Here is a 25,950-nt window from a genome sequence, read left to right as displayed (position 1 = left end):
TCACACCAGGTGATCGAACTCCCCGTCCTTCGCTCCGGCCAGGAAGGCGGCCAGTTCGGCGGCCGTGTAGATGAGGGCCGGTCCGTCCGGGTCGCGCGAGTTGCGCAGCGCCACCCCTCCTTCGTCGAGAGGTGCCACCTCGACGCAGTTGCCCTCGGCGTTGCTGTGCCGGCTCTTCACCCAGCGGACCCCCAGCGAACTGGCCCGCGTTCCGTTTCGCACTGATGGCACCGGACTCTCCTTGCTCACGTTCCACCACGGTGTACACGTCGGCCGCCCCCGGGTCGGACCCATCCCGCGCGGTCCTGTTCCAGCCACACCTGTGCAATTTCCCGTGAAATTGCACGACGGGCGTCGACAGGATGGATAATAGCTCGGGCGTCAACCGCACCGTTGGCGCACCGGACCTGACGTCAGATCAGGGAGATGTCGTGTCGTTAACCGCACGCCAAGCACCAAGTCCCGCAGCCGGAAAGGCCGCTCCGTGGGCCAGTCGGACAACTCCGTCCGGTTCGCCCGCTGACGGGGCGCCCGCCCGCGTCCAGGGACAGGAGCAGCCCGGGAGGAGCGATCCCGCGGGCAACGTGCCCAGATCCGCGAGCCTGCGCATCAGCGAATCCCCCCAGGGGTTCGCCCAGGCGCGCGACTTCACCCGCCGCACGCTCGGCCGCTGGGCGCTCGGCGACCGCAGTGACGACGCCATCCTCGTCATCACCGAGCTAGCCACCAACGCGGTGCTGCACGCGGCTCCGCGGGCCGGTGCCGGACAGACGGGAGTGTGGCTGAAGCTGACGCTTCGCCGCGCCCACCTCGTGTGCGCCGTCACCGATCAGAGCGACAGTCCGCCCCTGTGTCCCCGCACGGACGGCGCTCTGGAGGTCCACGGTCGCGGACTGCGGATCGTCGAAGCACTGTCCGAGCACTGGGGCTGGACCCGCTCGCCCGCGGGCAAGACCGTCTGGGCCATGCTGCCGACACCTCCCCGGCCGACATCGCCTGCCTGGCAGGGCCCGGCATGACACACGTCGCGGCGGAGCGTCCCGCCGCACCTCATCACGGAACTCCTCGCGCGGGAGCGGACATGGAGACAGCTCTGAAGGACCTCGAACACGTTCCCTGGCGCGAGCTCCAGGACTCCACCGGAGCGGCCACGGCGATCCCCTCCCTGCTCACCGCCATCACGTCGGGCGACGAGGCCACCGCCGTCGACGCACTCGCGCGTCTGAGGCAGCGCATCTGCCAGTACGGCTTCGTCGTGGACCAGGCGACCGCCGCGACGGTCCCCTTCCTGTGGGAGCTCGCGCAGCTTCCCCAGGTCGCGTGCCGCGTGCAGATCCTCCGGCTGTTGAAGAACATCGCCGACGCCCGGCAGTGGGAGAGCACGGCCATGGCCTACCCCAAGCTGCTCAACCGGCGTGAGAACTACGTGGGTTGGGAGCGCGAGGCGCGCCGGGCCGTACGGGACCATCGCGGGACCATCCAGCGCCTGCTCGCGGAGCCGGACAAGGAAGTCGTGCAGGCGACGAGGGAACTCGCCTCCGCCCTCGCCGACTGACACGCCGTTGGCGAACGCCCCCACTGATCACTTCACGGCCCGGCCTCAGCGGACCCCGTCGCCCGGCGCCGCCCGGTACGTCTCCAGTGCCGAAGCGGCCGGCAGCCACGCGATCAGCACCGGGGAGCCACCGTCGCAGGTGCTCACCGGATCCGCGTCCCGTCCCCGGCATCAGGCATCAGGCACGGTCCCGCGGCCACCACAGGTCCGGCGGCTCGGCGGACTCACGCTCGTCCCGGACCCCGGGAAGACCGTACTGGGCTGCGTCGTGATGGTCGCCGTCAGCCCCGGTCAGCTCGTGCCGGTCGGTGCCGGCGCCCTGCGGCGAAAGCCGTCCCCGCAGCGCTTCCGCCTGGTCGCAGCCCGGTGCGCCCTGGCACACCGGGCGTTCCCGCTCCGCGTCACGGACCCGCGGTCGCTCGATGCCTCAGCGCACGACGATGGGGGCGATGTCGATCGTCCCGTCGTGGTTGTCATAGAGACAGAAGGTCGTCTTCGTCGGGATGTCGAACACGACGCCTCCTGTCGCCGCGCACTCGGCCTTGGTGACCGCGGGCCGGGAGGCGGCGTCGGCGGCCGCCCCCGTGGCGAGGACGAGCCCGGCAGCCCCGAGAGTCGCGGCCGTGGCCAGGGCGGCAAAGCGAGAGCGCATATCTGTCTCCTTCTCCTGATGATCCGCAGTTCGGCAGGAGACAGCCTGCGGCACTCGTCACGAGGAATTCCCTAGTGTGGGAGCACGCGGGGCGGCCGGGCACGTCGTGCCCGGGAGCGACCGCTTCCGCCCGTGCCCGGCCGAGGGCCGTCGGCAAGCGGGCCGCCGACAGCCGGTGCGGGCCGGGCCTGTGGCGCGTGTCCGGCGACGCGGACACCGGCCGGTTGCCGACAAGGCATCGTCGTCCGCACCCGGGCCGGCACCACCCGCACGATCCTCGACGGCGCCGACAGACCCGGCTCGGGCCGGCCGAGCCGGGGACTCGCGCCCGGGGTCGGCGTGGTGCACCGGGTCGTCGGTACCCGGTGCACCACGTCATGGCCGGCGGCGCGCCCCGCCGCCGACGCGGGTCAGTGTCCGGACGCCGAGGTGAGGGCTGCCCGAGCGGCTCTCTCCACCAGCGCGACACCGTCCTTCATCGAGGTGCTGCCGTCCGAGAGGACCGCGACGAGGTAGTGGTGTCCGTCCACCACGATCCGTCCCACGCTGTTGACGTCCCACAGCCCGGAGGTGCTGCGCTGCAGCCAGCCGTTCTTCAGAGCCGCACCGGAGCCCCCGGCCGCCGAGACACCCCATGCCTGCTCGGTCGCGACGCCGGCCATCAGGGTCCGGACATAGGTCCGGGACTCCTGGTTCAGCGCGGTGGCGCCCCCGTCCGACTTCCCGCCCGTGCCGAACACCGCGCGCAGCAGGCGGATCTGGTCACTCACCGTCGTCCGGGTCAGTCCCCAGCGCGTGCCGGATCCGCCCTTGGTCTCGGTCAGGCCCAGGCGCTTGTTCGCCGCCTCCAGACCCGGTGCCCGGCCGATCTCGCGCCACAGCGCGTTCGCCGCCGCGTTGTCGCTGTGCCGGATCATCGGTTCGGCACGTGCGCGTTCCTGCGCGGTGAGTCGCCTGCCCTCGTCCTGCGCCTGAAGCAGCAGTGTCGCGAGGATGTCGACCTTGATGATGCTCGCGGTGTCGTACGTGACGTCGTCGCCGTAGACCGTGGGCACCCGGCCCGTGCCGTCGAGGTCGAGCACCGCCGCCGTCACGCGTGTCGTGTGGCGAGGTTCGGCCATTGCCGGAGGTCCGGTCTCGGCTCCGGTCTGTTCGGAAGGCCTTGCGACCGCGGCGGCCGCGGGTGCCGCGTGCGCCGTGCCGCCCGCGAGAAGTGCCGTCGACAGAGCCAGGAGGACACCGGCGCCGGCGAAGGCGCGCCTGCCTCGGTGTCCCGCCGGGGACTCCGCGTGCTGCGGGGGGCGCGGTTGGTTGGGCATCTTCAAGCGAGCCTCGACAAGTGGTGTGGAAGGGTCACTGAAGAGCGAACATAAACAAATCGCGCACCACGCGGGGTGACCGGGGTCACGACGGCCCTCTTCCCGGCCGGAATGTGAAAAGAGCCATAAGGAGCGCCATCGCCTCGGGCGATCATCAGGCGCGAGTGCCCCGCCCTTGATCCTGACCGACCGGCGCCCGTGCGGACCGCCGTGGTCCGCTCACGCCACCCGCCCACCCGGGGAAGGCGACGCGGCGCCCGCCCCTCTCAGCCTGACGCCGACGCGTTCCGCGCCCGGGCCGGCAGTGCCTGCTCCCCGGTGCGGCGGATGGCGATGAGGGCGGCGTCGTCGCCGAAGCCGCCGCCCGCGTGGGCGAGCAGATCGCGCTGCACGTGCTGGAGGAGGACATCGGGCGGACGGCCGACCCACTGGGCGACACGTTCCATGAGCGGATAGAAGACACCGTGGCGGTCCCGCGCTTCGACGACACCGTCGGTGAACAGGAGCAGGGTGTCGTCCACGGCGAACGGCAGCACGGCGACCGTGACCTCGCCGGGATCGGTGAGACCGACGCCGAGCGGAGGCGCGGGAGCCAGCTCCGGTGCGCTCACCGCGCGGCCCGGACGCAGCAGCAGCGGCGCGAGGTGGCCACAGCTGACCATCCGGACCACGGGATCGTCGTCCGGGATCTCCAGCAGGAGCGCGGTGACGAAGCGTTCCCCCTGCTCGTCCGTGGGCTCGAAGTCGTCGAGGTATCTGCTGAGGCTCCGCTCCAGGGAACCGGCCAGCGCGGGCAGCCCGGCGTTCTGGTGCACGGCCTCACGGAAGGCGCCGAGCAGGAAGGCCGCCTCGCCGATGGCCGGCAGGCCCTTGCCGCGCACGTCCCCGATCACGACCCGGGTGCCTTGCGGGCTGCGGGCGGCCGCGTAGAGGTCACCGCCGATCTCGGCCTCCTCTTCGGCGGCCAGGTAGACACAGGACAGCCGCAGGCTGCCGAGTCGGCTCGGCAGCGGCCAGAGCAGTACCCGCTGTGCGGCCTCGGCGACCGACCGTACCCGGGCGAGCTCGCGGCTGTGCCGGTCGCGCACCACGGACAGGATGACGATCAGCGCGGAGAGCGCGGCCAGGGCGAACAGCTGCACCAGGACGTTCCGCGAGAGCAGCAGGCCCGAGCGCCAGCCGATGAACGCCTGAGCCGCCATCGCCGCGGCCCCGACGCCGCCTGTGACCAGGGGGCCGGCGCCCCATGCGGTGATCGCGGGTGCGATGACCAGCAGGGGCCCCAGCACGATGTCGGAGGGGGCGACGATATCGGCGACGGTGATGAGGACGATGAGCGCCACGGGAATCAGCAGCAACAGACGGCTTGTCCGGCCCGCCTGCGCAAAGCCCCGATTCCACGCCGTCATGGTTTCCACAGTGCACCGACGCGGGCGGGGTCGCGAACCCGAGGGTCACTTGAAGCCGACGATGTCTTCCTGACTTCTTACCTGACGTGACCGCCGGCCTCACCTGGTGTGACCGCTCGTCGCCCGGCACGACCGCTCGCGGTCGTCGCCACGCGCTCCACACCAGGAACACGGTGCTCACCCAGGGCGGACGGCTCTGATCCTGTCCATCCGGACCGGAAGGTAAAATTCGGGTGAGGGACGATGCCGACAGCCGGGCCGGACCGGACCTCTCGCCGCCGCCCGGGGGCCCTGCTCCGCTCGGACCCGCGGGATCACCGGTCCCGATTCGTACGCGGCCGTGCCGGCCTCGTCGACGTCGGTAGTGGCGCACGGCCGCGCGCGTCGAATTCCGGCCGGCCCCCGGGACACCGGCTGCCCGCCGGCCGGACGGCTCCCGGACCACCACGAGCGCGATCAGCGTGCAGGCGACAGGCGGCGGGGGCGTACGCGCTCCTCGGCGCGGCATGAGCGCCGGCCTTCTTGCGGCGGCGTCAACCCACCGCTCCAGCAGGGGTGTTGCAGACGGCGCGGCCGCGGGAGCCGGACCGGCCGGGCAGTAGCCGCCCGCGCTGGGGCGCGGACTCCGGCCGGTGTACGACGGGGCAGCCGCGCCGCCGGCCCCGTCGTCGTGGCACAGCGGCGCCGCCTGCCGTGCGGAGCCGTACGGCCCGTCCCGCTCCGGCCTCTGTCGGGATGCCCGTCCGGGATGGCCCGCGCCCGGCGACGAGCTGCGGGCCGTCGACGTACGACTTCGCGTGGGCGCGCCCTGTCGTCACTGGTGCCTACGCGCCCCGTTGACGACCGTCCTGATGCCCGGTCCCGGCTCCGGCCGGCCGCGCGGAGAGCGGGTACGCGCGATGGGGATCCGGCTCAGCCGCCGCTCTTGCGGCGGAACGACCGCTGGCTGGACGCCGGTCCGTGGGCTCCGCGGATCTTCGACGCGTCCGGTTTGCCGTTGCCCCCGGTGCCGTCCGTCTGCATCCCGCGCTTGCGCGCCAGGGCCTCCCGGAACTTGCGCTTCAGGTCGTACTGGCCGTCTTCGTCGGGCGTCAGGGCGGGGCTCTCGGCCTCGGTGGGCTCCGAACCTTCTTGTGGCTGTGACTCGGCAGTCATGCTGACCTCCTGGGTTCGGGCGCTTGAAGGTACAGCTTGTCATGCCGGCACCGCGCGGACCGCCGCCGCCGGTACACGAGCCCGGCCGGCCGGGCGTGCGCCCGCTCTCCGGGCTAGCACGTCGGGTCCCGGCGCGTCACCCGGGGAGGTGTGTGCCATCGGAGAACGAAGAGATGTGAGGATGTCTTCATGAGCGACAACGTCTACTTCGACATCACCATCAACGACGAGCCCGCGGGCCGGATCGTCTTCAAGCTGTTCGACGAAGAGGTCCCCAAGACCGCGAGGAACTTCCGCGAGCTGGCCACGGGCGAGCACGGCTTCGGCTACGAGGGTTCGAGCTTCCACCGGGTCATCCCGGACTTCATGCTGCAGGGCGGCGACTTCACCCGGGGCGACGGCACCGGCGGCAAGAGCATCTACGGCGAGAAGTTCGCCGACGAGAACTTCCAGCTCAAGCACACCAAGCCCGGCCAGCTGTCGATGGCGAACGCGGGGCCGAACACCAACGGCTCGCAGTTCTTCATCACCACCATCGTGACCGACTGGCTGGACAACAAGCACGTCGTCTTCGGCGAGGTCGTCGAAGGCATGGACATCGTCAAGCAGGTCGAGTCCCTCGGCTCCCGCAACGGTTCCACCAAGGCGAAGATCACTATCGCGAAGTCCGGCGTCGTCGGCGCCTGACGACCGCCGTTCGTCGTCTCCCCCGAACCCGGCCCCGGACAGGCCGTCTGTCCCACGCGGCGCCGGGTTCGGGGCGGCCGAACATCAACCGATCGCGCGGCCACCCGACTTCGCCGGCCCGGCCGAGGACGACGTCCGCGCCCGGGAGGGCTCGCGGGAGCCGGACTGCGTGTTTCAGGACTCGATGGGATGACCGCCGTCGCCGTCGACGACGATACGGTCCTCGCCCGGCTCGTCGGCTCGTTCGACCATCGTGACGTCCACCTCCCCGTCGCCCGTCGTGTCGAACTGGTAGAGGTCGGCCTTGCCGTCTCCCGTGGTGTCGGTCATCCACACATCGGGCTTCCCGTCACCATTGGTGTCGGCACTGAGGACGACATGGTGTTCGTCCCCCCGGGTTTCGATCGCTTCCGCCTGATCTTCGCCGTTGTTCATAGCGGCCGGTTGCCCGCACCCGCGCATCCGAAACAGCCCGCGCCGGAACGTGGACCGTGGCCCACGGCGGACACCGACGACGGCGAAGGCACGTGCGCTACCCGCGGCCGGGGACCCAGGGATTGAAACCGTTCAATCGGTCGCCTCGCGAGCCCCTCGGGAACCTCCCGAAGCCCGTTCCTTGGTGATGGCCCGTCAAGAAATACCCTGCACACTCATTGACCCTCACACCGCGCGCCCCTACGTTCACCTCAGTCCACCGGTGTGAATCGATTCATCATTCCTGCGTGAGGGGCCGTAGTGATCAGTAGGAGGAACATCCTGGCGGGCGCGGCGGCCACGGTCGGTGCCGTGGTCGCCGGAGCCGGACCGTCCGTGGCCGCACCGTCCGCATCCGCTGCGACGGGGGCCCGGCACGGCGCCCCGCGCGTCACGGTGCCGACCGTCGAGTACGTCCAGCACCCGTTGGGCCTCGACGTGCAACACCCCAGGCTGAGCTGGCCGGTGGCCTCGGACGAACCGGGCATGCGCCAGAGGGCGTATCAGATCCACGTCGCCTCCAGCGCCTCGCGTCTGTCGCACCCGGACGTCTGGGACAGCGGGAAGGTCGTCTCCGGCGACTCCGTCCTCATCCCCTACGCGGGCCCCCGACTCGAGCCGCGGACACGCTACTTCTGGAGTGTGCGCGTGTGGGACGCCGATGGCGGGGCCTCCGGCTGGAGCGAGCCGTCGTGGTGGGAGACCGGTCTCATGGACGCCGCGCAGTGGTCCGCGGAATGGATCTCCGCGCCCCCGGTCCTCACCGACGCTCCGTCCCTCGAAGGCAGCGACTGGATCTGGTTCCCCGAGGGTGAACCGGCCAACAGCGCCCCGGCGGCGACCCGTTGGTTCCGTCGTACCGTCGATCTGCCGGCCGGGATCACGGCGGCGACACTGGCCATCACCGCGGACAACGTGTACGCCGTCTCGGTGAACGGCACCGAGGTGGCCCGCACCGACCTGGAGACGGACAACGAGGGCTGGCGCCGTCCGGCCGTCGTCGACGTGCTCGCCCAGCTGCGTTCCGGTCAGAACGTCCTCGCGATCGCGGCGACCAACGCGAGCGAGGGACCCGCCGGTCTCGTGGCCGTCCTCGCGCTCCACACCGCGTCCGGCGAGCAGCGGATCCTGACCGACGCCTCCTGGAAGTCGACGGACCAGGAGCCCGCAGGCGCCTGGCGCGAGGCCGGTTTCGACGACAGCGCCTGGCCGGCGGCGAAGGAGGCCGCCGCGTGGGGGGCCGGGCCGTGGGGCAGGGTCGTCCCCGCGTCGTACGCCGCCAACCAGCTGCGGCACGAGTTCAGGCTGCCCCGCAAGAAGGTCGCCCGCGCGCGCCTGTACGCCACGGCTCTCGGCCTGTACGAGGCCCACCTGAACGGCCGCCGCGTGGGTCGTGACCACCTCGCTCCCGGCTGGACCGACTACCGCGAACGCGTCCAGTACCAGGCGTACGATGTCACCACGCTGCTGCGGTCGGGCGGAAACGCCCTCGGCGTGTACGTGGCGCCTGGCTGGTACGCCGGCAACGTCGGCATGTTCGGGCCCCACCAGTACGGTGAACGTCCCGCGCTTCTGGCCCAGTTGGAGGTCGAGTACGCCGACGGGACGAGCGAGCGGATCACCTCGGGGGCGGACTGGCGGGCCGCCTCCGGGCCGATCCTCGCCGCCGACCTGCTGGGCGGCGAGACGTACGACGCGCGCAAGGAGACCGCCGGCTGGACCTCCGCCGGCTTCGACGACCGGACCTGGCTCGCCGTCCGCGGCGCGGGCGACGCCGCTCCCGCCCGGATCGTCGCGCAGGTGGACGGGCCGGTGCGGGTCGCCGAGGAACTCGCGGTCAAGAAGGTGACCGAACCCGAGCCGGGCGTCTTCGTCCTCGACCTGGGCCAGAACATGGTCGGCTCCGTGCGGCTGCGGGTCTCCGGCAAGGCGGGAACGACCGTACGTCTGCGGCACGCCGAGGTCCTCAACCCGGACGGCACCCTCTACACCGCGAACCTGCGAACCGCCGCGGCGACCGACTCGTACACCCTCAAGGGCGGCGGCGAGGAGACGTACGAGCCCCGCTTCACCTTCCACGGGTTCCGCTACGTCGAGCTGACCGGATTCCCCGGCACTCCCTCGGCGAAGGCCGTGACCGGCCGCGTCATGCACACGTCCGCCCCCTTCACCTTCGAGTTCGAGACGAACGTCCCGATGCTCAACCAGCTGCACAGCAACATCACCTGGGGTCAGCGCGGCAACTTCCTCTCCGTGCCGACGGACACACCCGCGCGCGACGAGCGGCTGGGCTGGACCGGCGACATCAACGTCTTCGCCCCGACCGCCGCGTACACGATGGAGTCGGCCCGGTTCCTCAGCAAGTGGCTCGTCGACCTGCGCGACGGGCAGACCTCGGACGGCGCGTTCACGGACGTGGCGCCCATGGTCGGCACGGTCGGCAACGGCGTCGCGGGCTGGGGCGACGCGGGCGTCACGGTTCCCTGGTCCCTGTACCAGGCGTACGGGGACCGGCAGGTGCTGGAGGATGCCTGGCCGTCCGTCCGGTCCTGGCTGAAGTACCTCGAGAGGAACAGCGACAACCTGTTGCGGCCGGCCAGTGGATACGGCGACTGGCTGAACGTCGACGACGAGACGCCGAAGGACGTCATCGCCACCGCGTACTTCGCGCACAGCGCCGATCTCGCGTCCCGGATCGCCCGGGAGATCGGCGAGGACGCCACCTCCTGGCTCGATCTCTTCGGCCGGATACGCGAGGCGTTCCGGAACGCCTATGTCGCCGCCGACGGCAGGGTGAAGGGCGACACGCAGACGGCCTATGTGCTCGCCCTGTCGATGAACCTGCTGCCGGACGCGCTGAGAAAGGCCGCGGCCGACCGTCTCGTCGCCCTGATCGAGGCCAAGGACTGGCATCTGTCGACGGGCTTCCTCGGTACGCCCCGGCTGCTTCCCGTCCTCACCGACACCGGGCACACCGACGTCGCCTACCGGCTGCTGCAGCAGCGCTCCTTCCCCAGTTGGGGCTATCAGATCGACAAGGGCTCGACCACGATGTGGGAACGCTGGGACTCCATCAAGCCCGACGGGAGCTTCCAGACCCCGGACATGAACTCCTTCAACCACTACGCCTACGGCTCGGTCGGCGAGTGGATGTACACGAACATCGCCGGCATCGCGGCCGGCCGGCCCGGGTACCGCGAGATCGTCGTACGGCCCCGCCCGGGCGGCGACGTCACCTCCGCCCGCGCCACGTTCACCTCGGTCTACGGCCCGGTCTCCACACAATGGCGCACACGGTCCGGCCACTTCGCCCTGACCTGCAGCGTGCCTCCCAACACGACCGCGGAGGTGTGGATCCCCGCTGCCGACCGGCGGGCGGTCACCCATGACCACGGCACCTTCCTGCGCGAGGAGGACGGCTGCGCGGTGTACCGGGTCGGTTCCGGCACCCACCGCTTCAGCGCGTAGCGCGCGGGACCGGCCGCGCCGCGAACAAGCGGGCTCCGGCCCTTCACTCCCCGGTTCGAGCGACCGGGGGGTGAAGGGGTACGGGGAGGGCTCGGGGTCGTCGCGGACAGGAACTGAACGCCGCCACCGAACGCCTGGTATGTGCGGCTGAACCACAGGTCGTTGCTGGTTTCACGCGTGCCCGCGACGCGGTCGGACTCGATCAGGGTTCCGTCGAAAATGACCTGGGTCCCCTAGCTGCGGTCACGTTGGGCGACGGTGGTCGTCCAACCCTGGTCGAGCAGGAGACAGGCCTGGTCGACGGCCGCGACGGGATCGGGACGGGAGTCGGCGAACGCGAGGATTTCGAGGGTGAACCGGGCGTAGGCGGCGCAGACGAGGTCGCCGTGCGGCAGGCCGGTCTCGTCGGCGAGAGCGTGGGCCAGAGCGCTTTCATGGCGCAACCACATCGTGCGGGAGTACTCGCGCAGGGCCGGGGTCTCCTGGATGAGCCGCTGGAAGTCGGCGAAGCGGGGGTCCCTGGTGTGGGCCGAGTCGACGAAGCCGGTGAGGTGGGCGCGCAGAGCCTGGGGGACGGTCCGACCTGGCGGTCGGTCGGTGACCGCGCGGACCAGGGCGGCCTCGTTGCGGGCGTCCTCATCGAAGACCAGGGCCTCTTTGCCTCGGGGGAAGTAGTTGAACAGGGTCGACACTGACACGTCGGCTCCCTCGGCGATCTCGCGGACGCCCACCTGCTCGTAACCGCGTTCCAGGAACAGTCGCAGCGCCGTGTCGGCGATCGCCTGGCGGGTGGCGGCCTTCTTGCGTTCGCGCCGCCCGCCCGTTCCTGCGCGGTCGATCGTCTCTGCCATGTCTTCAACCCTACCCGGCGTCGAACAAACTTGGAATGGTTGTATGTTTGTATCTGTTGCAAAAAATGGCGGTGCCCGACGGGTCCGCGGCACAGGGCCGCGCCCATGATCCGGCGCCGGCGAAAGGAACGACATGAACCACGCAGCACCTGCCCAGGCCAGGATCAGCATCATCGGCGCCGGACCCGGCGGGCTGACCTGCGCCCGCATCCTCCAGCGACACGGCATCGCGGTCACCGTCCACGACCGCGCACCGGGCCCCGACTCCCGCGATCAGGGCGGCACCCTGGACCTGCACGCGGACAACGGCCAGATCGCCCTGCGCGAGGCCGGCCTGCTTGACGAGTTCTTCGAGCTGGCCCGCCCCGAAGGGCAGGAGATGCGGCAGATGGACCCGACCGGCACGATCACGTCCCACAAGGTCCCGGAGGCCGACGAGCTCTTCAAGCCGGAAATCGACCGCGGCCAGCTGCGCGACCTGCTGCTCGACTCCCTGCGGCCGCGAACCGTGCGCTGGGGACAAGCCCTTGACACGATCAGCGGCCCCGCCGACGGGCCCCGACGCCTGCACTTCGCCGACGGCACGACCATCGAGACCGATCTGGTCATCGGCGCCGACGGCGCCTTCTCCCGGGTACGCCCGGCCGTGTCCCCCGCCGTCCCCGAGTACACAGGGGTGAGCTTTCTGGAGGCGTGGTTCTCCGACGTCGAGAACCGCCACCCCGACATCGCCGAGCTGGTCGGCCGGGGCGGCGCCCATGCCGCTGACGGCGATCGTGGCCTGTTCGCCCAGCGCAACAGCGGAGAACACATCCGCGTCTACCTCATCCAGCGAGTCCCGGTCGACTGGATCAGCCGGAGCGGCCTGACCACCGACGACACCGACGGCATCCGCACCCTGCTCCTCGACAGGTACGCCAACTGGTCGCCCCGGATGCGCCAGATGATCACCGACAACGACGGCCTCTACGTCGACCGCCCGATCTTCGCCCTCCCCGTCCCGCACACCTGGGAGCACGACCCGACCGTGACCCTGCTCGGCGACGCCGCCCACCTCATGCCCCCGCTCGGCGTCGGCGTCAACCTCGCCATGCTCGACGCCTGCGAACTCGCCCTCGCCCTCGCCGGCTCCGCCACCGTCGAGGACGCCGTCCGGACCTACGAGAAGACCATGCTCCCCCGTTCCACCGGAACGGCAGGGATCCTCGAAGGCGGCGCCGAGCACCTGCTGTCCGCCGACCTCCCCGACTTCGGCGACGACCACGACGCCCAGCCCTGAGCCCCTGTCCGCGAGAACGAGCGCACCCCGGAGAAACCATCGGGCAGCCAGGCCGTGGGACCGAGTGGTTGGTCCGGACCGGCGACATCGCCCGCGCCTCCGTCGCCCTCAACGGCCAGGGGAAGTGACAGTCAGCCCTTCGGCACTCGGCGCCCCGCGCGGGATTCCGAGTTCTCCACCGCGGGCCGTGTTTCATCGGGGCGGCGACGCACACCGCCCGTCGGCGACGGGGCCGACGGAAGCCGGCGGTTCCAACCGGCTCGGTCGAATCGGTGGAAGCCGGTGCGGGCGTCGCCGGAGACCATTCGCAGGAAGGAACTCGGCGACAGCGGGGGCCTCTTGAGCGGGGGCCTCTTGATCCCCAGAGTCTCGCCGAGACCGCTCGTCCCGGCGGACACGCCGAACCCGCTCCCCCGGGACCACGCGGAGGTCGAGTAGCCGTCCACCCCGCACACAAATAGCCTGGTACCAGACGATCCGACCGGTCTGGGCGCCACGCGCACCACAGGGGGATGCCTTCTCGTCAGGAGTCCAACGTGATGTCCACGCTCCGCTCTCGCACGGCCCGCGCGCTCGCCGCGGGTGTCCTGTCCGCCGCTCTGCTGTCGGCCGGCACCGCCGGCGCCTTCGCCGCCGGACAGGCCGCCGTCTCGAACCCCGCTCTCACCAGGACCAGTACCACGAAGGCCACACCGTCCGGCAAGAGCTCGATCACCATCAAGGCCGACAAGTCAGAGGTGAAGGCGGGAGAGTCGGTCACCTTCACCGGCCACTCCAAGGGCCTGAAGATCCACACCAAGGTGACGCTCCAGCACAAGAAGGACGGCAAGTGGAACTCGCTGAAGGCGAGCACCACGGTCAAGAACGGCAGCGGGTACACCCTGAAAGCCAAACTCAACACCAAGGGCAAGGAACAGCTGCGCGTCAAGGCGGACAAGACTGTCTCACCGACCGTCACCGTCACGGTGAAGTAGCCCGGTCCGACAGCACCGTTCACGCTGCTGACCTATGATCCGAGGCGCCGATTCCCCCGCCGCGCTGCCGCAGTGCGCGCCGCCCGCGAAAAGTAGGTCTCCCCGTGACCAGGCTCGCCAGTACGCCGCCATGGCTCCTTGCCCGCTTCGCACAGGGCGCGATAGCCGTCGCGGGTGTCGCGGAGGTGTTCCGGGCAGTGGCTGTCCGGGCCCACCACCTGCATCCCTCGGACGCTCCGTCGAGGGACTCGGGACTCGGGTCGATGGTGTTCGTCTATGTCATGACGGGGACGTTCGCCGTCTTCCTGACGTGGTTCAGCCGGTGCTGGGCGAACGCGCGGGCACTCTCGTCCGAAACCGAAACCGAAACCGGAACCGGAACCGGAACGGGCACCGGCACCGGCACCGGCATGGACGCCGTCACCGGGTCCGGCACCTGGGCCGTGGTCGCCTGGCTCGTCCCGGTGGTCAACCTCTGGGCCCCGCGCCGACTCGTTCTCGCCGTGGACCACGCGAATGCCGCGCGCGGAGCCGATCAGGGACGAGGCGATCTCCTGGTGAACGTCTGGTGGTCGGCCTGGACCGGGTACGCGGTGGTCACCGTGGTCTCGCAGACCGGTCAGGGAACCTCGATGCCCCTCCTCGTCGCCTCGGGAGCGCTCGACATCGCCGCGGCGGTCCTCGCGATCCTCGTCATCCAGCGCATCACCGCGGGACAGGGCGCCGCGCTCCGGGCCGACCCGGCCGTCGAACCACTCACTCCCGCCTGACCACACCGGCGACGGTCGCGCGGGTGGGTCACAGGGGGCCGCGAGGTGCCGGCCGGCGGACCGTGCCGAAGTCCTGGGTCCAGTAGCTGCCGGGCTGCGCGAAGCCGACGCCGATCTCCCTGAACTCGCACGTCAGGATGGTGTGCCGGTGGCCGGGGCTGGACATCCAGGCCGCCATGACCGCCGCGGAGGTCGGGTAGCCGTACGCGACGTTCTCGCCGTACGCACTCCAGTCGTAGCCGGCCCGCGCGATCCGCCGGCCGGGACCCGAACCGTCGGATCCCCAGTGCGACATGTTCCGATGGCGCGCCATGTCCACGCTGTGGTGTCGAGCGGCCTTCGAGAGCTTCGCGTTCAGGATCACCGGGTAGCAACCGGCCCTGTGACGGGCTCTGTTGACCAGGGCCACGAGGTGAGTCACGGCCACGTGAGCCGGGGCCGCCGCGCCAGGGGCGCTCAGGGGCGCTCCGCCCCCGGCCCCCCGTCCCTCCGGGCACGCGACGGCGGCGGACGGTATCACCAACGCGCCCAGCGCGATCGCGACGACGGCCGCCTTCCGGTGGCGCGTCTTCCTGCGGTACTTCCTCAAACGGACCTCGCTGGGTCACGGGGCGTCTCCGGTGAGGGCGGCGCCGCACGGACGCCGTGTCCGAGCCGCGGGGACACCTGGTGGGACGTGCTGGTCGGAACCTGTGTGAGTGGGGGCGACGAGCATCAGTCCTACCCGCCCCCGTGGCGCACGACGACGCCGGCATCGGGTGCTCGGGGGCGCGGGCCCGGCTCACGGGAGCGTGACGCCAACGGCGGCATCCTCAGGGCGCCCTGTACACGCGAGGAACAGCGTGATCCGGTACAACCGGCCAACCGGGGCGGAACACGGACCCGTTGGGCCAGCACGGCGCCAGGGGGCTACCGCGGCGTCGCAGATCTTCATCGAGAAGGACGCGCGGTCACCGCGTCCCCGACGGCATGGGGTGGAGCGTGGCCGGGGTGAAGTCCGGTCGGCCCGCCGGTCGGAGGCGGGACGCGTGGGAGGGGTGGTCCCCCGGCGGGCTCGCCGGCGTCGGGGGTGAGGACCCGGGCACTGCCCTCACCCCCGACCCCGGGGCGCGGTTCGTCAGACGTTGACGCCGAAGTCGGCGGCGATCCCGGCCAGACCGGAGGCGTACCCCTGACCCACCGCCCGGAACTTCCACTCGGCGCCGTTGCGGTACAGCTCTCCGAAGACCATCGCGGTCTCCGTCGAGGCGTCCTCGGACAGGTCGTAGCGGGCGAGTTCGGTCCCGCCGGCCTGGTTGACCACTCGGATGAAGGCGTTACGGATCTGTCCGAAGCTCTGTCCGCGGGACTCGGCGTCGTGGATCGACACCGGGAAGACGATCCTGTCGACGTCGGCGGGTACGGCGGCGAGGTTCACCTTGACGCTCTCGTCGTCGCCCTCGCCCTCACCGGTCAGGTTGTCGCCGGTGTGCTCGACGGAACCGTCCGGGCTCTTCAGGTTGTTGTAGAAGACGAAGTGCTGGTCCGAGACGACCTTGCCCGACGCGTTCAACAGGAGCGCGGAGGCGTCCAGGTCGAAGTCGGCGCCGGTGGTGGTCCGAACGTCCCAGCCCAGCCCCACCAGCACCGCGGTCAGACCCGGCGCCTCCTTGCTCAGCGAGACGTTGCCGCCCTTGCCCAGGGAAACACCCATGGCTGATCCCTCCACGTAGTCGGTCGGTTCGGGTCCGCAGAACGGACCCGGTCAGAATCTACAACACTGTAGAAATCGCAGCTGGGGCGGCGTGTGCCACCGCGACGAGGGAGCGGTGTCGACAGACCCGAGGTGGCGGTCGGCTGTTGAACGCCGCGCCGCCCGGGAGCGTAACTCCCTCGACAACTGCGTAGAGTTCAAGGCTCACGTGGCCGGACGGTCGTGAACAGTGTGGCAGCGGAGCGGGCGATCGGGCCGGAGGTGGTCGGGGTGGGGCAGCGGGGCGTACAGCGATCGGGGGGTACGCGCGCGGGGCGGCGCCGAACGCTGCTGTGGGTCGCGGGAGTTCTGTCCGCGACACTCCTCGTCGTCGCCGGCATAGGTGCGTGGGTCTACAAGGATCTCAACGACAACATCCAGGCCGCGGACCTCGACAACAAGCTCGGTGAGGGCAGGCCGGTCAACCTCAGCCCGGGTTCCAAGAACATCCTCCTCGTCGGTTCGGACACCCGCGCGGGCGGCAACGCCAAGTACGGCAAGGGGCTGACGACCATGCAGTCGGACACCCTGATGGTGCTGCACATCGCCGCCAACCGGAAATGGGCCACCGCCGTGTCCTTCCCCCGCGACTCCTGGGTGCGGATCCCGGCCTGCGACAAGGGCGACGGCAGCACGTCCACCGTCCACCGCTTCAAGATCAATGAGGCGTTCGCGATCGGCGGGAGCAACGGTAAGGTCGCCGACGCCGCCGCCTGCACCATCAAGACGGTCGAGCGGAACACCGGGCTGCGCATCGATCACTTCATGTCCATCGACTTCCAGGGCTTCAAGGGCATGGTCAACGCGCTGGAGGGAATCGAGGTCTGCCCCGAGCAGGCCATCCACGACACCAAGGCCCATCTTGACCTGAAGGCCGGCTGCCAGACCATCAAGGACGAGAAGGCACTCGGTTACGTCCGCGCCCGCTACAGCGTCGGCGACGGCTCCGACCTCGGACGCATCGGCCGCCAGCAGGAGTTCATGCAGGCCCTCGCCGAGAAGGCGCAGTCGAAGCTGACCAGTCCCGGTTCCCTGTACGGCTTCCTGCAGTCGGCGACCAAGTCGCTCACCACGGACAAGGACCTGGCCGGCATCAAGCCGCTCTACGGCCTGGCGTCCCAGGTCAAGGGAATCCCGAGCGACCGCCTCGCCTTCCTGACCGTGCCGAACTACCCCCGCGAGGCCGACGCGCCCACCGACCAGGCCAACGTCGTGTGGCAGTACCCGCAGGCCGCCGACCTGTTCACCGCGCTGGCCAGGGACCACGAAGTCCGCAAGAAGCAACTCCAGGCGGAAACCAAGGACTTGGTGTACGCGTCGTCCGTGCGCGTCCAGGTCCTCAACGGCACGGGGGTCGGCGGGCGAGCCGCGGCCGTCGCCGAGCAGCTCCGCGAGGTGGGCTTCACGGTCGTCGCCACCGGCAACGCGCCCTCTCCCGTCCGCACGACGACGGTCAGCCACCCGCGGGGACTCGACCGGCAGGCCGCCGTGCTCGTCTCCCGGCTCCCCGGGGTCTCCGCGGAGCAGGACACCGCGGCGACGGGCGGCGCGGTGACCCTGGTGGTCGGCCCGGACTTCAAGCTCGACGCCGTCCGATAGCGGCCCCGGGCCGTGTGGGGCAAGGCGGATCAGTCGCGCGGGACGAGCCGGATCAGCCGCGCGGGACGAGCCGGATCGAACGAGACAGCTCGTCCGGCCGGGCCGGTAGGTCGCGCGTCCGGGGCCTCGGTCAGCCGCCGACGTAGGCCGCGAGGTGCTCGCCCGTGAGCGTGGAACGGGCGGCGACCAGATCGGCGGGGGTGCCCTCGAAGACGATGCGGCCGCCGTCGTGACCGGCGCCGGGACCGAGGTCGATGATCCAGTCGGCGTGTGCCATGACCGCCTGGTGGTGCTCGACGACGATGACCGACTTGCCGGAGTCGACGAGTCGGTCGAGCAGGCCGAGCAGCTGCTCGACGTCGGCGAGGTGAAGGCCGGCGGTCGGCTCGTCGAGGACGTACACACCGCCCTTGTCGGCCATGTGCGTGGCCAGCTTGAGCCGCTGCCGTTCACCGCCGGACAGGGTCGTGAGGGGCTGACCCAGGCTGAGATAACCGAGCCCCACGTCGGCGAGGCGGCCGAGGACGCGGTGCGCGGCCGGCGTGCTCGCCTCGCCGGCGCCGAAGAACTCCAGGGCCTCGGTCACCGACATCGCGAGGACCTCGCTGATGTCGCGGCCCCCGAGGTGGTACTCCAGCACCGACGCGTCGAACCGCTTGCCCTCGCACTCCTCGCAGGTGGAGGTGACGCCGGCCATCATCGCCAGGTCGGTGTAGATGACGCCGGCTCCGTTGCAGGCGGGGCAGGCGCCTTCGGAGTTGGCGCTGAACAGGGCCGGTTTCACGCCGTTGGCCTTGGCGAACGCCTTGCGGATCGGTTCGAGCAGTCCGGTGTACGTCGCCGGGTTGCTCCGTCGCGAGCCGCGGATCGCTCCCTGGTCGACCGACACCACGCCCTCACCGGCGGGGATCGACCCGTGCACGAGCGAGCTCTTGCCGGAGCCCGCGACGCCCGTGACGACGGCGAGCACCCCGAGCGGGATGTCGACGTCGACGTCCCGCAGGTTGTGCGTCGTGGCGCCGCGGATCTCCAGCGTTCCGGTGGGTTTGCGCACCGTCTCCTTGACGAGGGCCCGGTCGTCGAAATGGCGGCCGGTGATGGTGCCGCCCGTCCGCAGACCCTCGACGGTGCCTTCGAAGCACAGGGTGCCGCCCGCCGTACCTGCGCCGGGGCCGAGGTCCACGACGTGGTCGGCGATCGCGATCACCTCCGGCTTGTGCTCCACGACGAGCACCGTGTTGCCCTTGTCCCGCAGGCGCAGCAGCAGGCCGTTCATGCGCTGGATGTCATGCGGATGCAGGCCTGTGGTGGGCTCGTCGAAGACATAGGTGACGTCGGTGAGTGAGGAGCCGAGGTGCCGGATCATCTTGACGCGCTGTGCCTCGCCGCCGGACAGGGTGCCCGAGGGACGGTCGAGCGACAGGTAGCCGAGGCCGATCTCGGCGAACGAGTCGAGGGTGTGTCCCAGCGCGGCCAGCAGCGGCGCGACGGACGGTTCGTCCAGACCTCGTACCCACTCCGCCAGGTCGCTGATCTGCATCGCGCAGGCGTCGGCGATGCTGATCCCGGCGATCTTCGACGAGCGGGCCGCCTCGCTCAGCCGCGTGCCGTCGCACTCGGGGCAGACGGTGAACGTCATCGCGCGCTCCACGAAGGCGCGGACGTGCGGCTGCAGGGCGTCGACGTCCTTGGACAGCATCGACTTCTGGATCTTCGGGATCAGTCCCTCGTAGGTCAGGTTGACGCCGTCGACCTTGATCTTGGTCGGCTCCTTGTGGAGGAGGTCGTGGAGCTCCTTCTTGGTGTACTTGCGGATCGGCTTGTCCGGGTCGAAGAAGCCGCAGCCCTTGAAGATGCGCCCGTACCAGCCGTCCATGCTGTAGCCGGGGATCGTGAGGGCGCCCTCGTCGAGGGACTTGCTGTCGTCGTACAGCTGGGACAGGTCGATGTCGGTGACCGTGCCCCGGCCCTCGCAGCGTGGGCACATGCCGCCGAGGCGGTTGAAGGTCGCCTTCACCGCCTTCTTGGCACCCCGCTCGACCGTGATCGCTCCGCTCGCCCGGACCGAGGGCACGTTGAAGGCGAACGCGCCCGGCGAGCCGATGTGCGGCTGCCCGAGCCGGCTGAAGAGGATGCGCAGCATGGCGTTGGCGTCGGTGGCGGTGCCGACCGTGGAGCGCGGGTCGGTGCCCATGCGCTGCTGGTCCACGATGATCGCGGTGGTCAGGCCTTCGAGCACGTCGACCTCGGGCCGCGCCAGCGTCGGCATGAAGCCCTGCACGAAGGAGCTGTAGGTCTCGTTGATCAGGCGCTGCGACTCCGCGGCGATCGTGCCGAACACCAGAGAGCTCTTGCCCGAGCCGGAGACGCCGGTGAACACGGTCAGGCGCCGCTTCGGGATCTCGACGCTGACGTCCTTGAGGTTGTTCACGCGCGCGCCGAGCACGCGGATCAGGTCGTGGCTGTCGGCACCGTGCGGCGCAGGCGACTGCGTGCCCGTCCTCGTGACCTTGCTCATCGTGTCTCCATCTGTTGCGCGGGGCCGCGCTCACGGTCCCGGGCGGCGTCGCCCGGCTCGATCTAACCACCTTCGACCACTGCGTCCGGGTCGCTCGCGCTCCGGCCCGTGGGCCCTGGATCCCGGCCGCACGCAGTGCCGCCGTGGTGTCCGGGCCGCCCTCGGCCGACGCGTCGTACCGGAGGAAGCCCGCGCGAGGGGTGCCGTCCAGGACCGTCACGCTAGCCGCGGCTCACCGGTCCTGGCTTCTCGATTCCTGATCGATCCGGCCGCGCGGGGCCGGCGGGGCCAGGGCCGCCGGCGCGGATCGCGTACGAGCGCCTCGACGTCCCGCGGCGCGGGTCCCCGGCGACCGGCCGGCGATCGGCGGGCGAGGAGTCGCGACGGCGGGGTGGACGCGGCAGCGCGTGGCAGGGACGCGCCGCCCGGCGGACCCGCGGACGGATCGTGCGGGAGGCCGGCCGGACGACCGGTCACCGGGTCCGGCGGTCAGCTCCGCGGACCGCCGCCGGTGATGCGGTTCCACAGGGAGCGGGTGGCGCCGAAGCCGCTCTCGTGCACCCAGACATGCGTGCACGACGGGCACTGCAGGTGGAGCAGGCTGCCGGTGTTGGTCAGCAGGTAGCGCCAGTGCTCGGAGCACGTGCGCCGCTGCTCGCACGGCTCGCATCCGCGGCTGTCGTCGCAGTTCGGGCAGGCCACCCAGGCGCGGCGCCCGAGGTCCGCCTGCGGGTCAAGCGGCAGCATGGCCGTCGCCTCGCCGGGGCAGCACACCCGCCGCGACGAGTTCGTCGTACACGCGCTGCTGCTCCTCGTCGAGACCGGAGTACAGCAGGTCGTACGCCGCCTCCTCGCCGTGCAGCGCCTCCACCGGGCTCCAGTCGGCGCCGAGCGCGTCCAGGACGTGGGCCTGCCGGAGCACCTCCTGTGAGGTGAGGTCGACGATGAAGTCCACCAGCTCGGGGTTCTGCGATCGTCCGGCTTCGGGCGTGGGCCGGCCGGCGGCCTCGTCCGGGCCGTGCGGATGCGGGGGGTCATGTGAAGCCATGACAAAGAACTTAGGGTTGCCTTTTTTCATGGGGCAAGAGGGGGTGGGGGAAGTCACAGCAGGTCAGCGACGCGGGCGGTACTCCTCGTCACGCACGGCGACGGCCCGTCCGAGGCCGCGCGGCGCCCGCGACATCGACGGCCGATCGGCCTCCCGCGCCGCCATGGACCGGGGTCAGGCTGCTCGGCACCCTGCTGCCGCCTGCCCTCGACGACGGACCGGGACGCTGACCGGCCGTCAGGAAGCCACGCCGCACGGCCTCTTCCGGTTCCGGGGCAGGCGCGACCGTGCACCGGGGGCGCGCCCTGCCGTGGCCGGCGCCCTCCTGGTGCCGGGGCAACCGGCATTGTCCGACGCGGACGTGCTCTCGTGACAGGGAACCGGCCGAACGACCAAAAGATATGAGAAGAGTGCTAGGTCACAGCCGCGCCCTCTGCTGCCCGTTTGTGGGTCTGCCCTAGCATCCGAGCATGACGGTCCTGCCTGACGACGAGTTTTCGCTGGCCGCCGAGTTTCCTGACGCGACTCATGAGCAGTGGCAGCGCCTCGTGGCAGGCGTACTGCGCAAGTCGGGGAAGGAAGTCTCGGGCTCAGCGGCCGAAGACGCCCTGTCCACCACGGTGGAGGACGGGCTCACGACCCGCCCCCTGTACACCGCGCTCGACTCCGCGCCCGATCCCGGTTTCCCCGGCTTCGCTCCCTTCGTACGCGGAGGCCGGGCCGAGGGGAACACCGTCGGCGGCTGGGACGTACGCCAGCGGCACGGGGCGGTCTCGGACGGCGCGGTGCTCGCGGATCTGGAGAACGGCGTCACCTCGCTCTGGCTGCTCGTCGGTGAGAGCGGCGTTCCGGTGTCGTCGCTCCCGCGTGTGCTGGACGGCGTCTACCTCGACCTGGCGCCCGTCGTCCTGGACGCGGGGCCCGAAACCGAGTCCGCGGCACGGGAGTTGCTGGCGCTGTACGAGAAGCGCGGCGTCGCGGCCGGGGACGTGCGCGGCAATCTCGGCGCCGACCCGTTGGGCCACGAGGCCCGTACGGGCAAGGCGTCCGGCTTCACGCCGGTGGCCGAGCTCGCGCGGCGGTGCGCCGCGGAGCACCCGGGACTGCGGGCGCTCACCGTGGACGCGCTGCCGTACCACGAGGCGGGCGGCTCCGCCGCGCAGGAACTGGGCTGCTCACTCGCCACCGGCGTCGCCTATCTGCGGGAGCTGACCGCGGCGGGGGTACCCGTCGAACTCGCCTCCGCTCAGCTGGAGTTCCGCTACGCGGCCACCGCCGACCAGTTCCTGACCATCGCCAAGCTGCGGGCCGCGCGCAGGCTCTGGGCGCGGGTCGCCGAGGTCTGCGGGGCGCCCGGGGCCCAGCTCCAGCACGCCGTGACCTCACCGGTGATGATGTCGCGCCGCGACCCGTGGGTGAACATGCTGCGCACGACGGTCGCCACGCTGGCCGCCGGAGTCGGCGGCGCCGACGCGGTCACCGTGCTCCCCTTCGACGACGCGCTCGGTGTGCCGGACGCGTTCGCGCGGCGCATCGCCCGGAACACCTCGACGATCCTGGTCGAGGAGTCGCATCTGGCCCGGGTGATCGACCCGGCGGGCGGGTCCTGGTACGTGGAGCGTCTCACCGACGAACTGGCCCACGCGGGCTGGGAGTTCTTCCAGCAGATCGAGCGTTCGGGCGGCCAGGCGGCCGCTCTGCGCTCGGGCCAGGTCGGCGAGGACCTGGCGCGGACCTGGGCCGCGCGCAGCGCGAAGCTCGCCAAGCGGCGCGAACCCATCACCGGTGTCAGCGAGTTCCCGCACCTCGCGGAGCGACTCGTCGAACGCGCACCCGCGCCCGCGCCACCGTCCGGCGGCCTCCCGCGTGTGCGGCGCGACGAGGCGTACGAGACGTTGCGTGCCCGCTCCGACGCCCATCTCGCGGCCACCGGCACCCGGCCGCGGATCTTCCTGGCCACCCTGGGCCCCGCCGCCGCCCACACCGCTCGGGCGACCTTCGCCTCGAACCTCTTCCAGGCGGGCGGCATCGAGCCGGTCACCGGGGAGCCCACCGCCGAGGCGTTCCGCGCCGCCGGTGCCACCGAGGTCTGCCTGTGTTCCAGCGACGCGCTGTACGAGGAGCAGGCCGAAGCGGCGGCCGGGGCGCTCAGGTCGGCGGGCGCACGGCATGTGTTCCTCGCCGGGCGCCCCGGGCAGTACACCGATGTCGACGCGTACGTGTTCGCGGGCTGTGACGCCGTGGACGTGCTCTCCACCACCCTCGACCGCATGGGAGTGTCCTGATGGGAATCCCCGACTTCTCCGGGATCGAACTGGGGACGCCCACCGTCGAGGGCGGCTCCGACGAATGGCGCGCCGCCGTCAAGGGCGCGTCCGGAGGCGACGACCTGCTCTGGGAGACGCCCGAGGCCATCGCGGTCAAGCCGTTGTACACCGGCCGTGACCTCGAGGGCCTGGACTTCCTGGGCACCTACCCGGGCATCGCGCCGTATCTGCGGGGCCCGTACCCGACGATGTACGTCAACCAGCCCTGGACGATCCGCCAGTACGCGGGCTTCTCCACCGCCGAGGAGTCCAACGCGTTCTACCGGCGCAATCTGGCGGCCGGTCAGAAGGGCCTGTCCGTCGCCTTCGACCTGCCGACCCACCGCGGCTACGACAGCGACCACCCCCGGGTGACCGGTGACGTCGGCATGGCGGGCGTCGCCATCGACTCGATCTACGACATGCGCCAGCTCTTCGACGGCATCCCGCTGGACAGGATGACGGTGTCGATGACGATGAACGGCGCGGTGCTGCCCGTGCTCGCGCTGTACATCGTGGCCGCCGAGGAGCAGGGTGTCCCGCCCGAGAAGCTGGCCGGGACCATCCAGAACGACATCCTCAAGGAGTTCATGGTCCGCAACACCTACATCTATCCGCCGAAGCCGTCGATGCGGATCATCTCCGACATCTTCGCCTTCACCTCCCAGCGGATGCCGCGCTACAACTCCATCTCCATCTCCGGGTACCACATCCAGGAGGCGGGCGCGACGGCCGATCTGGAGCTGGCCTACACGCTCGCGGACGGCGTGGAGTACCTGCGGGCCGGACAGGAGGCAGGGCTGGACGTGGACGCGTTCGCTCCCCGGCTCTCGTTCTTCTGGGCGATCGGCATGAACTTCTTCATGGAGATCGCCAAGATGCGGGCCGCCCGGCTGCTGTGGGCCAGGCTGGTCAAGCAGTTCGACCCGAAGAACGCCAAGTCGCTTTCCCTGCGCACACATTCCCAGACGTCGGGGTGGTCCCTCACCGCGCAGGACGTGTTCAACAACGTGACGCGCACGTGTGTGGAGGCCATGGCCGCCACCCAGGGCCACACGCAGTCGCTGCACACCAACGCCCTCGACGAGGCGCTCGCCCTGCCCACCGACTTCTCGGCGCGCATCGCCCGCAACACCCAGCTGCTGATCCAGCAGGAGTCGGGCACGACGCGGGTGATCGACCCGTGGGGCGGCAGCGCGTACGTGGAGAAGCTGACGTACGACCTGGCGCGCCGGGCCTGGCAGCACATCGAGGAGGTCGAGGCGGCCGGCGGCATGGCGCAGGCCATCGACGCGGGCATCCCGAAGCTGCGTGTGGAGGAGGCCGCGGCCCGCACCCAGGCCCGGATCGACTCGGGCCGTCAGCCGGTCATCGGCGTCAACAAGTACCGGGTCGACAGCGACGAACAGATCGACGTCCTCAAGGTCGACAACTCCTCCGTACGGACTCAGCAGATCGAGAAGCTGCGGCGGCTGCGCGCGGAGCGCGACGAGTCCGCGTGCCAGCACTCGCTGCGCGCGCTGACGGCGGCCGCCGGGGGCACCGGCAACCTGCTGGAGCTGGCGGTGAACGCGGCCCGTGCCAAGGCCACCGTCGGTGAGATCTCCGACGCTCTGGAGAAGGTGTACGGGCGGCACGCGAGCCAGATCCGTACGATCTCGGGTGTGTACCGCAACGAAGCAGGCGAGTCGCCGTCCGTGGAACGCACCCGCACCCGGGTGGACGCCTTCGAGGAGTCCGAGGGCCGCCGGCCGCGCATCCTGGTGGCCAAGATGGGCCAGGACGGCCACGACCGCGGGCAGAAGGTCATCGCCACCGCCTTCGCCGACCTCGGCTTCGACGTGGACGTCGGCCCGCTGTTCCAGACCCCGGCCGAGGTGGCACGGCAGGCCGTCGAGGCCGACGTGCACATCGTCGGGGTGTCCTCGCTGGCCGCCGGGCACCTCACCCTGGTCCCGGCGCTGCGGGAGCAACTGGCCGAGGAGGGGCGCGAGGACATCATGATCGTGGTGGGCGGGGTGATCCCGCCGCAGGACGTGCCGACCCTGCTGGAGATGGGCGCGGCGGCCGTCTTCCCGCCCGGAACGGTGATCCCGGACGCGGCGTACGACCTGGTGGAACGGCTGGCCACCGGTCTTGGACACGGCTGAGGCC

22 protein-coding genes are annotated in these 25,950 nt (G+C 70.9%); 10 read left to right on the top strand and 12 right to left on the bottom strand.

The window, feature by feature from the left end:
• Complete coding sequence (locus tag OG199_RS39915; RefSeq protein WP_187285659.1) at nt 1-231, bottom strand: DUF397 domain-containing protein; 231 nt, start codon at nt 229-231, stop codon at nt 1-3.
• A gap of 353 nt (nt 232-584) precedes the next feature.
• Here OG199_RS39915 and OG199_RS39910 point away from each other — a divergent pair, with 353 nt between their 5' ends.
• Together OG199_RS39910 and OG199_RS39905 are read left to right on the top strand one after the other, a co-directional pair.
• Nucleotides 585-1,019 (top strand): ATP-binding protein, encoded by a 435-nt coding sequence (locus tag OG199_RS39910; RefSeq protein ID WP_356801153.1) that lies wholly within the window; start codon nt 585-587, stop codon nt 1,017-1,019.
• Between the two features lie 62 nt (nt 1,020-1,081).
• Complete coding sequence (locus tag OG199_RS39905; RefSeq protein WP_356801152.1) at nt 1,082-1,555, top strand: hypothetical protein; 474 nt, start codon at nt 1,082-1,084, stop codon at nt 1,553-1,555.
• A 427-nt stretch (nt 1,556-1,982) separates the two neighbouring features.
• Here the strand turns inward: OG199_RS39905 and OG199_RS39900 are convergent, their stop codons facing one another.
• The 4 genes from OG199_RS39900 to OG199_RS39885 all read right to left on the bottom strand — a co-directional run bounded on the left by OG199_RS39900 (nt 1,983) and on the right by OG199_RS39885 (nt 6,090).
• Nucleotides 1,983-2,207 (bottom strand): hypothetical protein, encoded by a 225-nt coding sequence (locus tag OG199_RS39900; protein ID WP_356801151.1) that lies wholly within the window; start codon nt 2,205-2,207, stop codon nt 1,983-1,985.
• A 410-nt stretch (nt 2,208-2,617) separates the two neighbouring features.
• Nucleotides 2,618-3,526 carry a serine hydrolase gene (locus OG199_RS39895; protein ID WP_356801150.1) on the bottom strand — a complete coding sequence of 303 codons (909 nt, stop codon included), beginning with the start codon at nt 3,524-3,526 and terminating at the stop codon, nt 2,618-2,620.
• A gap of 266 nt (nt 3,527-3,792) precedes the next feature.
• A complete protein-coding gene (locus OG199_RS39890) occupies nt 3,793-4,935 on the bottom strand; it encodes a PP2C family protein-serine/threonine phosphatase (protein ID WP_356801149.1) in 1,143 nt (380 codons plus the stop codon).
• A 912-nt stretch (nt 4,936-5,847) separates the two neighbouring features.
• Entirely contained in the window at nt 5,848-6,090 is a 243-nt protein-coding gene (locus tag OG199_RS39885; RefSeq protein WP_356801148.1) for a DUF5302 domain-containing protein, read from the bottom strand.
• 189 nt (nt 6,091-6,279) lie between these two features.
• Here OG199_RS39885 and OG199_RS39880 point away from each other — a divergent pair, with 189 nt between their 5' ends.
• Entirely contained in the window at nt 6,280-6,777 is a 498-nt protein-coding gene (locus OG199_RS39880) for a peptidylprolyl isomerase (protein ID WP_266696397.1), read from the top strand.
• A 174-nt stretch (nt 6,778-6,951) separates the two neighbouring features.
• On the opposite strand, the gene OG199_RS39875 is transcribed toward OG199_RS39880, so the two are convergent.
• Nucleotides 6,952-7,212, bottom strand: coding sequence for a hypothetical protein (locus OG199_RS39875; protein WP_356801147.1), 261 nt, complete (start codon nt 7,210-7,212; stop codon nt 6,952-6,954).
• 300 nt (nt 7,213-7,512) lie between these two features.
• Between OG199_RS39875 and OG199_RS39870 the strand changes: the two genes are divergently transcribed.
• Nucleotides 7,513-10,719 (top strand): alpha-L-rhamnosidase, encoded by a 3,207-nt coding sequence (locus OG199_RS39870; protein WP_405833750.1) that lies wholly within the window; start codon nt 7,513-7,515, stop codon nt 10,717-10,719.
• Between the two features lie 233 nt (nt 10,720-10,952).
• Here the strand turns inward: OG199_RS39870 and OG199_RS39865 are convergent, their stop codons facing one another.
• Nucleotides 10,953-11,570: a helix-turn-helix domain-containing protein gene (locus OG199_RS39865; protein ID WP_356801145.1), complete on the bottom strand. Its 618-nt coding sequence runs from the start codon at nt 11,568-11,570 to the stop codon at nt 10,953-10,955.
• A 133-nt stretch (nt 11,571-11,703) separates the two neighbouring features.
• Here OG199_RS39865 and OG199_RS39860 point away from each other — a divergent pair, with 133 nt between their 5' ends.
• From OG199_RS39860 to OG199_RS39850, 3 genes are all read left to right on the top strand, one after another.
• Nucleotides 11,704-12,849, top strand: a complete 1,146-nt coding sequence (locus OG199_RS39860; RefSeq protein ID WP_356801144.1) for an NAD(P)/FAD-dependent oxidoreductase — start codon at nt 11,704-11,706, stop codon at nt 12,847-12,849.
• A gap of 512 nt (nt 12,850-13,361) precedes the next feature.
• A complete protein-coding gene (locus tag OG199_RS39855) occupies nt 13,362-13,823 on the top strand; it encodes a hypothetical protein (protein ID WP_405833747.1) in 462 nt (153 codons plus the stop codon).
• Nucleotides 13,824-13,927: 104 nt separating this feature from the next.
• A complete protein-coding gene (locus OG199_RS39850; RefSeq protein ID WP_405833745.1) occupies nt 13,928-14,593 on the top strand; it encodes a DUF4328 domain-containing protein in 666 nt (221 codons plus the stop codon).
• A gap of 28 nt (nt 14,594-14,621) precedes the next feature.
• Here OG199_RS39850 and OG199_RS39845 read toward each other — a convergent pair whose 3' ends face one another.
• Together OG199_RS39845 and OG199_RS39840 are read right to left on the bottom strand one after the other, a co-directional pair.
• Entirely contained in the window at nt 14,622-15,002 is a 381-nt protein-coding gene (locus OG199_RS39845; protein WP_356801165.1) for a CAP domain-containing protein, read from the bottom strand.
• A 708-nt stretch (nt 15,003-15,710) separates the two neighbouring features.
• Nucleotides 15,711-16,286 carry a TerD family protein gene (locus tag OG199_RS39840; RefSeq protein WP_356801141.1) on the bottom strand — a complete coding sequence of 192 codons (576 nt, stop codon included), beginning with the start codon at nt 16,284-16,286 and terminating at the stop codon, nt 15,711-15,713.
• Nucleotides 16,287-16,616: 330 nt separating this feature from the next.
• Here OG199_RS39840 and OG199_RS39835 point away from each other — a divergent pair, with 330 nt between their 5' ends.
• Complete coding sequence (locus tag OG199_RS39835) at nt 16,617-17,924, top strand: LCP family protein (RefSeq protein ID WP_405834818.1); 1,308 nt, start codon at nt 16,617-16,619, stop codon at nt 17,922-17,924.
• Nucleotides 17,925-18,054: 130 nt separating this feature from the next.
• Here OG199_RS39835 and OG199_RS39830 read toward each other — a convergent pair whose 3' ends face one another.
• The 3 genes from OG199_RS39830 to OG199_RS39820 all read right to left on the bottom strand — a co-directional run bounded on the left by OG199_RS39830 (nt 18,055) and on the right by OG199_RS39820 (nt 21,490).
• Nucleotides 18,055-20,442, bottom strand: a complete 2,388-nt coding sequence (locus OG199_RS39830; RefSeq protein ID WP_405833742.1) for an ATP-binding cassette domain-containing protein — start codon at nt 20,440-20,442, stop codon at nt 18,055-18,057.
• 489 nt (nt 20,443-20,931) lie between these two features.
• Nucleotides 20,932-21,189: a hypothetical protein gene (locus OG199_RS39825; protein ID WP_401803578.1), complete on the bottom strand. Its 258-nt coding sequence runs from the start codon at nt 21,187-21,189 to the stop codon at nt 20,932-20,934.
• Nucleotides 21,176-21,490 carry a DUF6400 family protein gene (locus OG199_RS39820; protein WP_405833740.1) on the bottom strand — a complete coding sequence of 105 codons (315 nt, stop codon included), beginning with the start codon at nt 21,488-21,490 and terminating at the stop codon, nt 21,176-21,178. The genes OG199_RS39825 and OG199_RS39820 overlap by 14 nt, the downstream gene beginning before the upstream one ends.
• A gap of 470 nt (nt 21,491-21,960) precedes the next feature.
• On the opposite strand from OG199_RS39820, the gene OG199_RS39815 reads away from it, so the two are divergent.
• Both OG199_RS39815 and scpA read left to right on the top strand, forming a co-directional pair.
• Entirely contained in the window at nt 21,961-23,775 is a 1,815-nt protein-coding gene (locus tag OG199_RS39815; protein WP_405833738.1) for a methylmalonyl-CoA mutase family protein, read from the top strand.
• Nucleotides 23,775-25,946, top strand: coding sequence for a methylmalonyl-CoA mutase (scpA, locus tag OG199_RS39810; protein ID WP_405833736.1), 2,172 nt, complete (start codon nt 23,775-23,777; stop codon nt 25,944-25,946). The genes OG199_RS39815 and scpA overlap by 1 nt, the downstream gene beginning before the upstream one ends.
• Nucleotides 25,947-25,950 lie beyond the last annotated feature (4 nt).

Source organism: Streptomyces sp. NBC_01176 (assembly GCF_045039825.1).
GTDB lineage: Bacteria > Actinomycetota > Actinomycetes > Streptomycetales > Streptomycetaceae > Streptomyces.
The sequence above is the reverse complement of the archived record's forward strand: the minus strand, read 5'-3'. Positions and strand labels throughout refer to the sequence as shown.

Bases quoted from the DNA above. Each gene is read 5' to 3' on its own strand.
- OG199_RS39900 (WP_356801151.1), bottom strand. From the start codon at position 2,207: ATGCGCTCTCGCTTTGCCGCCCTGGCCACGGCCGCGACTCTCGGGGCT.
- OG199_RS39830 (WP_405833742.1), bottom strand. From the start codon at position 20,442: ATGAGCAAGGTCACGAGGACGGGCACGCAGTCGCCTGCGCCGCACGGT.
- OG199_RS39855 (WP_405833747.1), top strand. From the start codon at position 13,362: ATGCCTTCTCGTCAGGAGTCCAACGTGATGTCCACGCTCCGCTCTCGC.
- OG199_RS39865 (WP_356801145.1), bottom strand. From the start codon at position 11,570: ATGGCAGAGACGATCGACCGCGCAGGAACGGGCGGGCGGCGCGAACGC.
- OG199_RS39880 (WP_266696397.1), top strand. From the start codon at position 6,280: ATGAGCGACAACGTCTACTTCGACATCACCATCAACGACGAGCCCGCG.
- OG199_RS39875 (WP_356801147.1), bottom strand. From the start codon at position 7,212: ATGAACAACGGCGAAGATCAGGCGGAAGCGATCGAAACCCGGGGGGAC.
- OG199_RS39825 (WP_401803578.1), bottom strand. From the start codon at position 21,189: ATGCTGCCGCTTGACCCGCAGGCGGACCTCGGGCGCCGCGCCTGGGTG.
- OG199_RS39820 (WP_405833740.1), bottom strand. From the start codon at position 21,490: ATGGCTTCACATGACCCCCCGCATCCGCACGGCCCGGACGAGGCCGCC.
- scpA (WP_405833736.1), top strand. From the start codon at position 23,775: ATGGGAATCCCCGACTTCTCCGGGATCGAACTGGGGACGCCCACCGTC.
- OG199_RS39840 (WP_356801141.1), bottom strand. From the start codon at position 16,286: ATGGGTGTTTCCCTGGGCAAGGGCGGCAACGTCTCGCTGAGCAAGGAG.
- OG199_RS39895 (WP_356801150.1), bottom strand. From the start codon at position 3,526: ATGCCCAACCAACCGCGCCCCCCGCAGCACGCGGAGTCCCCGGCGGGA.
- OG199_RS39905 (WP_356801152.1), top strand. From the start codon at position 1,082: ATGGAGACAGCTCTGAAGGACCTCGAACACGTTCCCTGGCGCGAGCTC.
- OG199_RS39890 (WP_356801149.1), bottom strand. From the start codon at position 4,935: ATGACGGCGTGGAATCGGGGCTTTGCGCAGGCGGGCCGGACAAGCCGT.
- OG199_RS39860 (WP_356801144.1), top strand. From the start codon at position 11,704: ATGAACCACGCAGCACCTGCCCAGGCCAGGATCAGCATCATCGGCGCC.
- OG199_RS39885 (WP_356801148.1), bottom strand. From the start codon at position 6,090: ATGACTGCCGAGTCACAGCCACAAGAAGGTTCGGAGCCCACCGAGGCC.
- OG199_RS39815 (WP_405833738.1), top strand. From the start codon at position 21,961: ATGACGGTCCTGCCTGACGACGAGTTTTCGCTGGCCGCCGAGTTTCCT.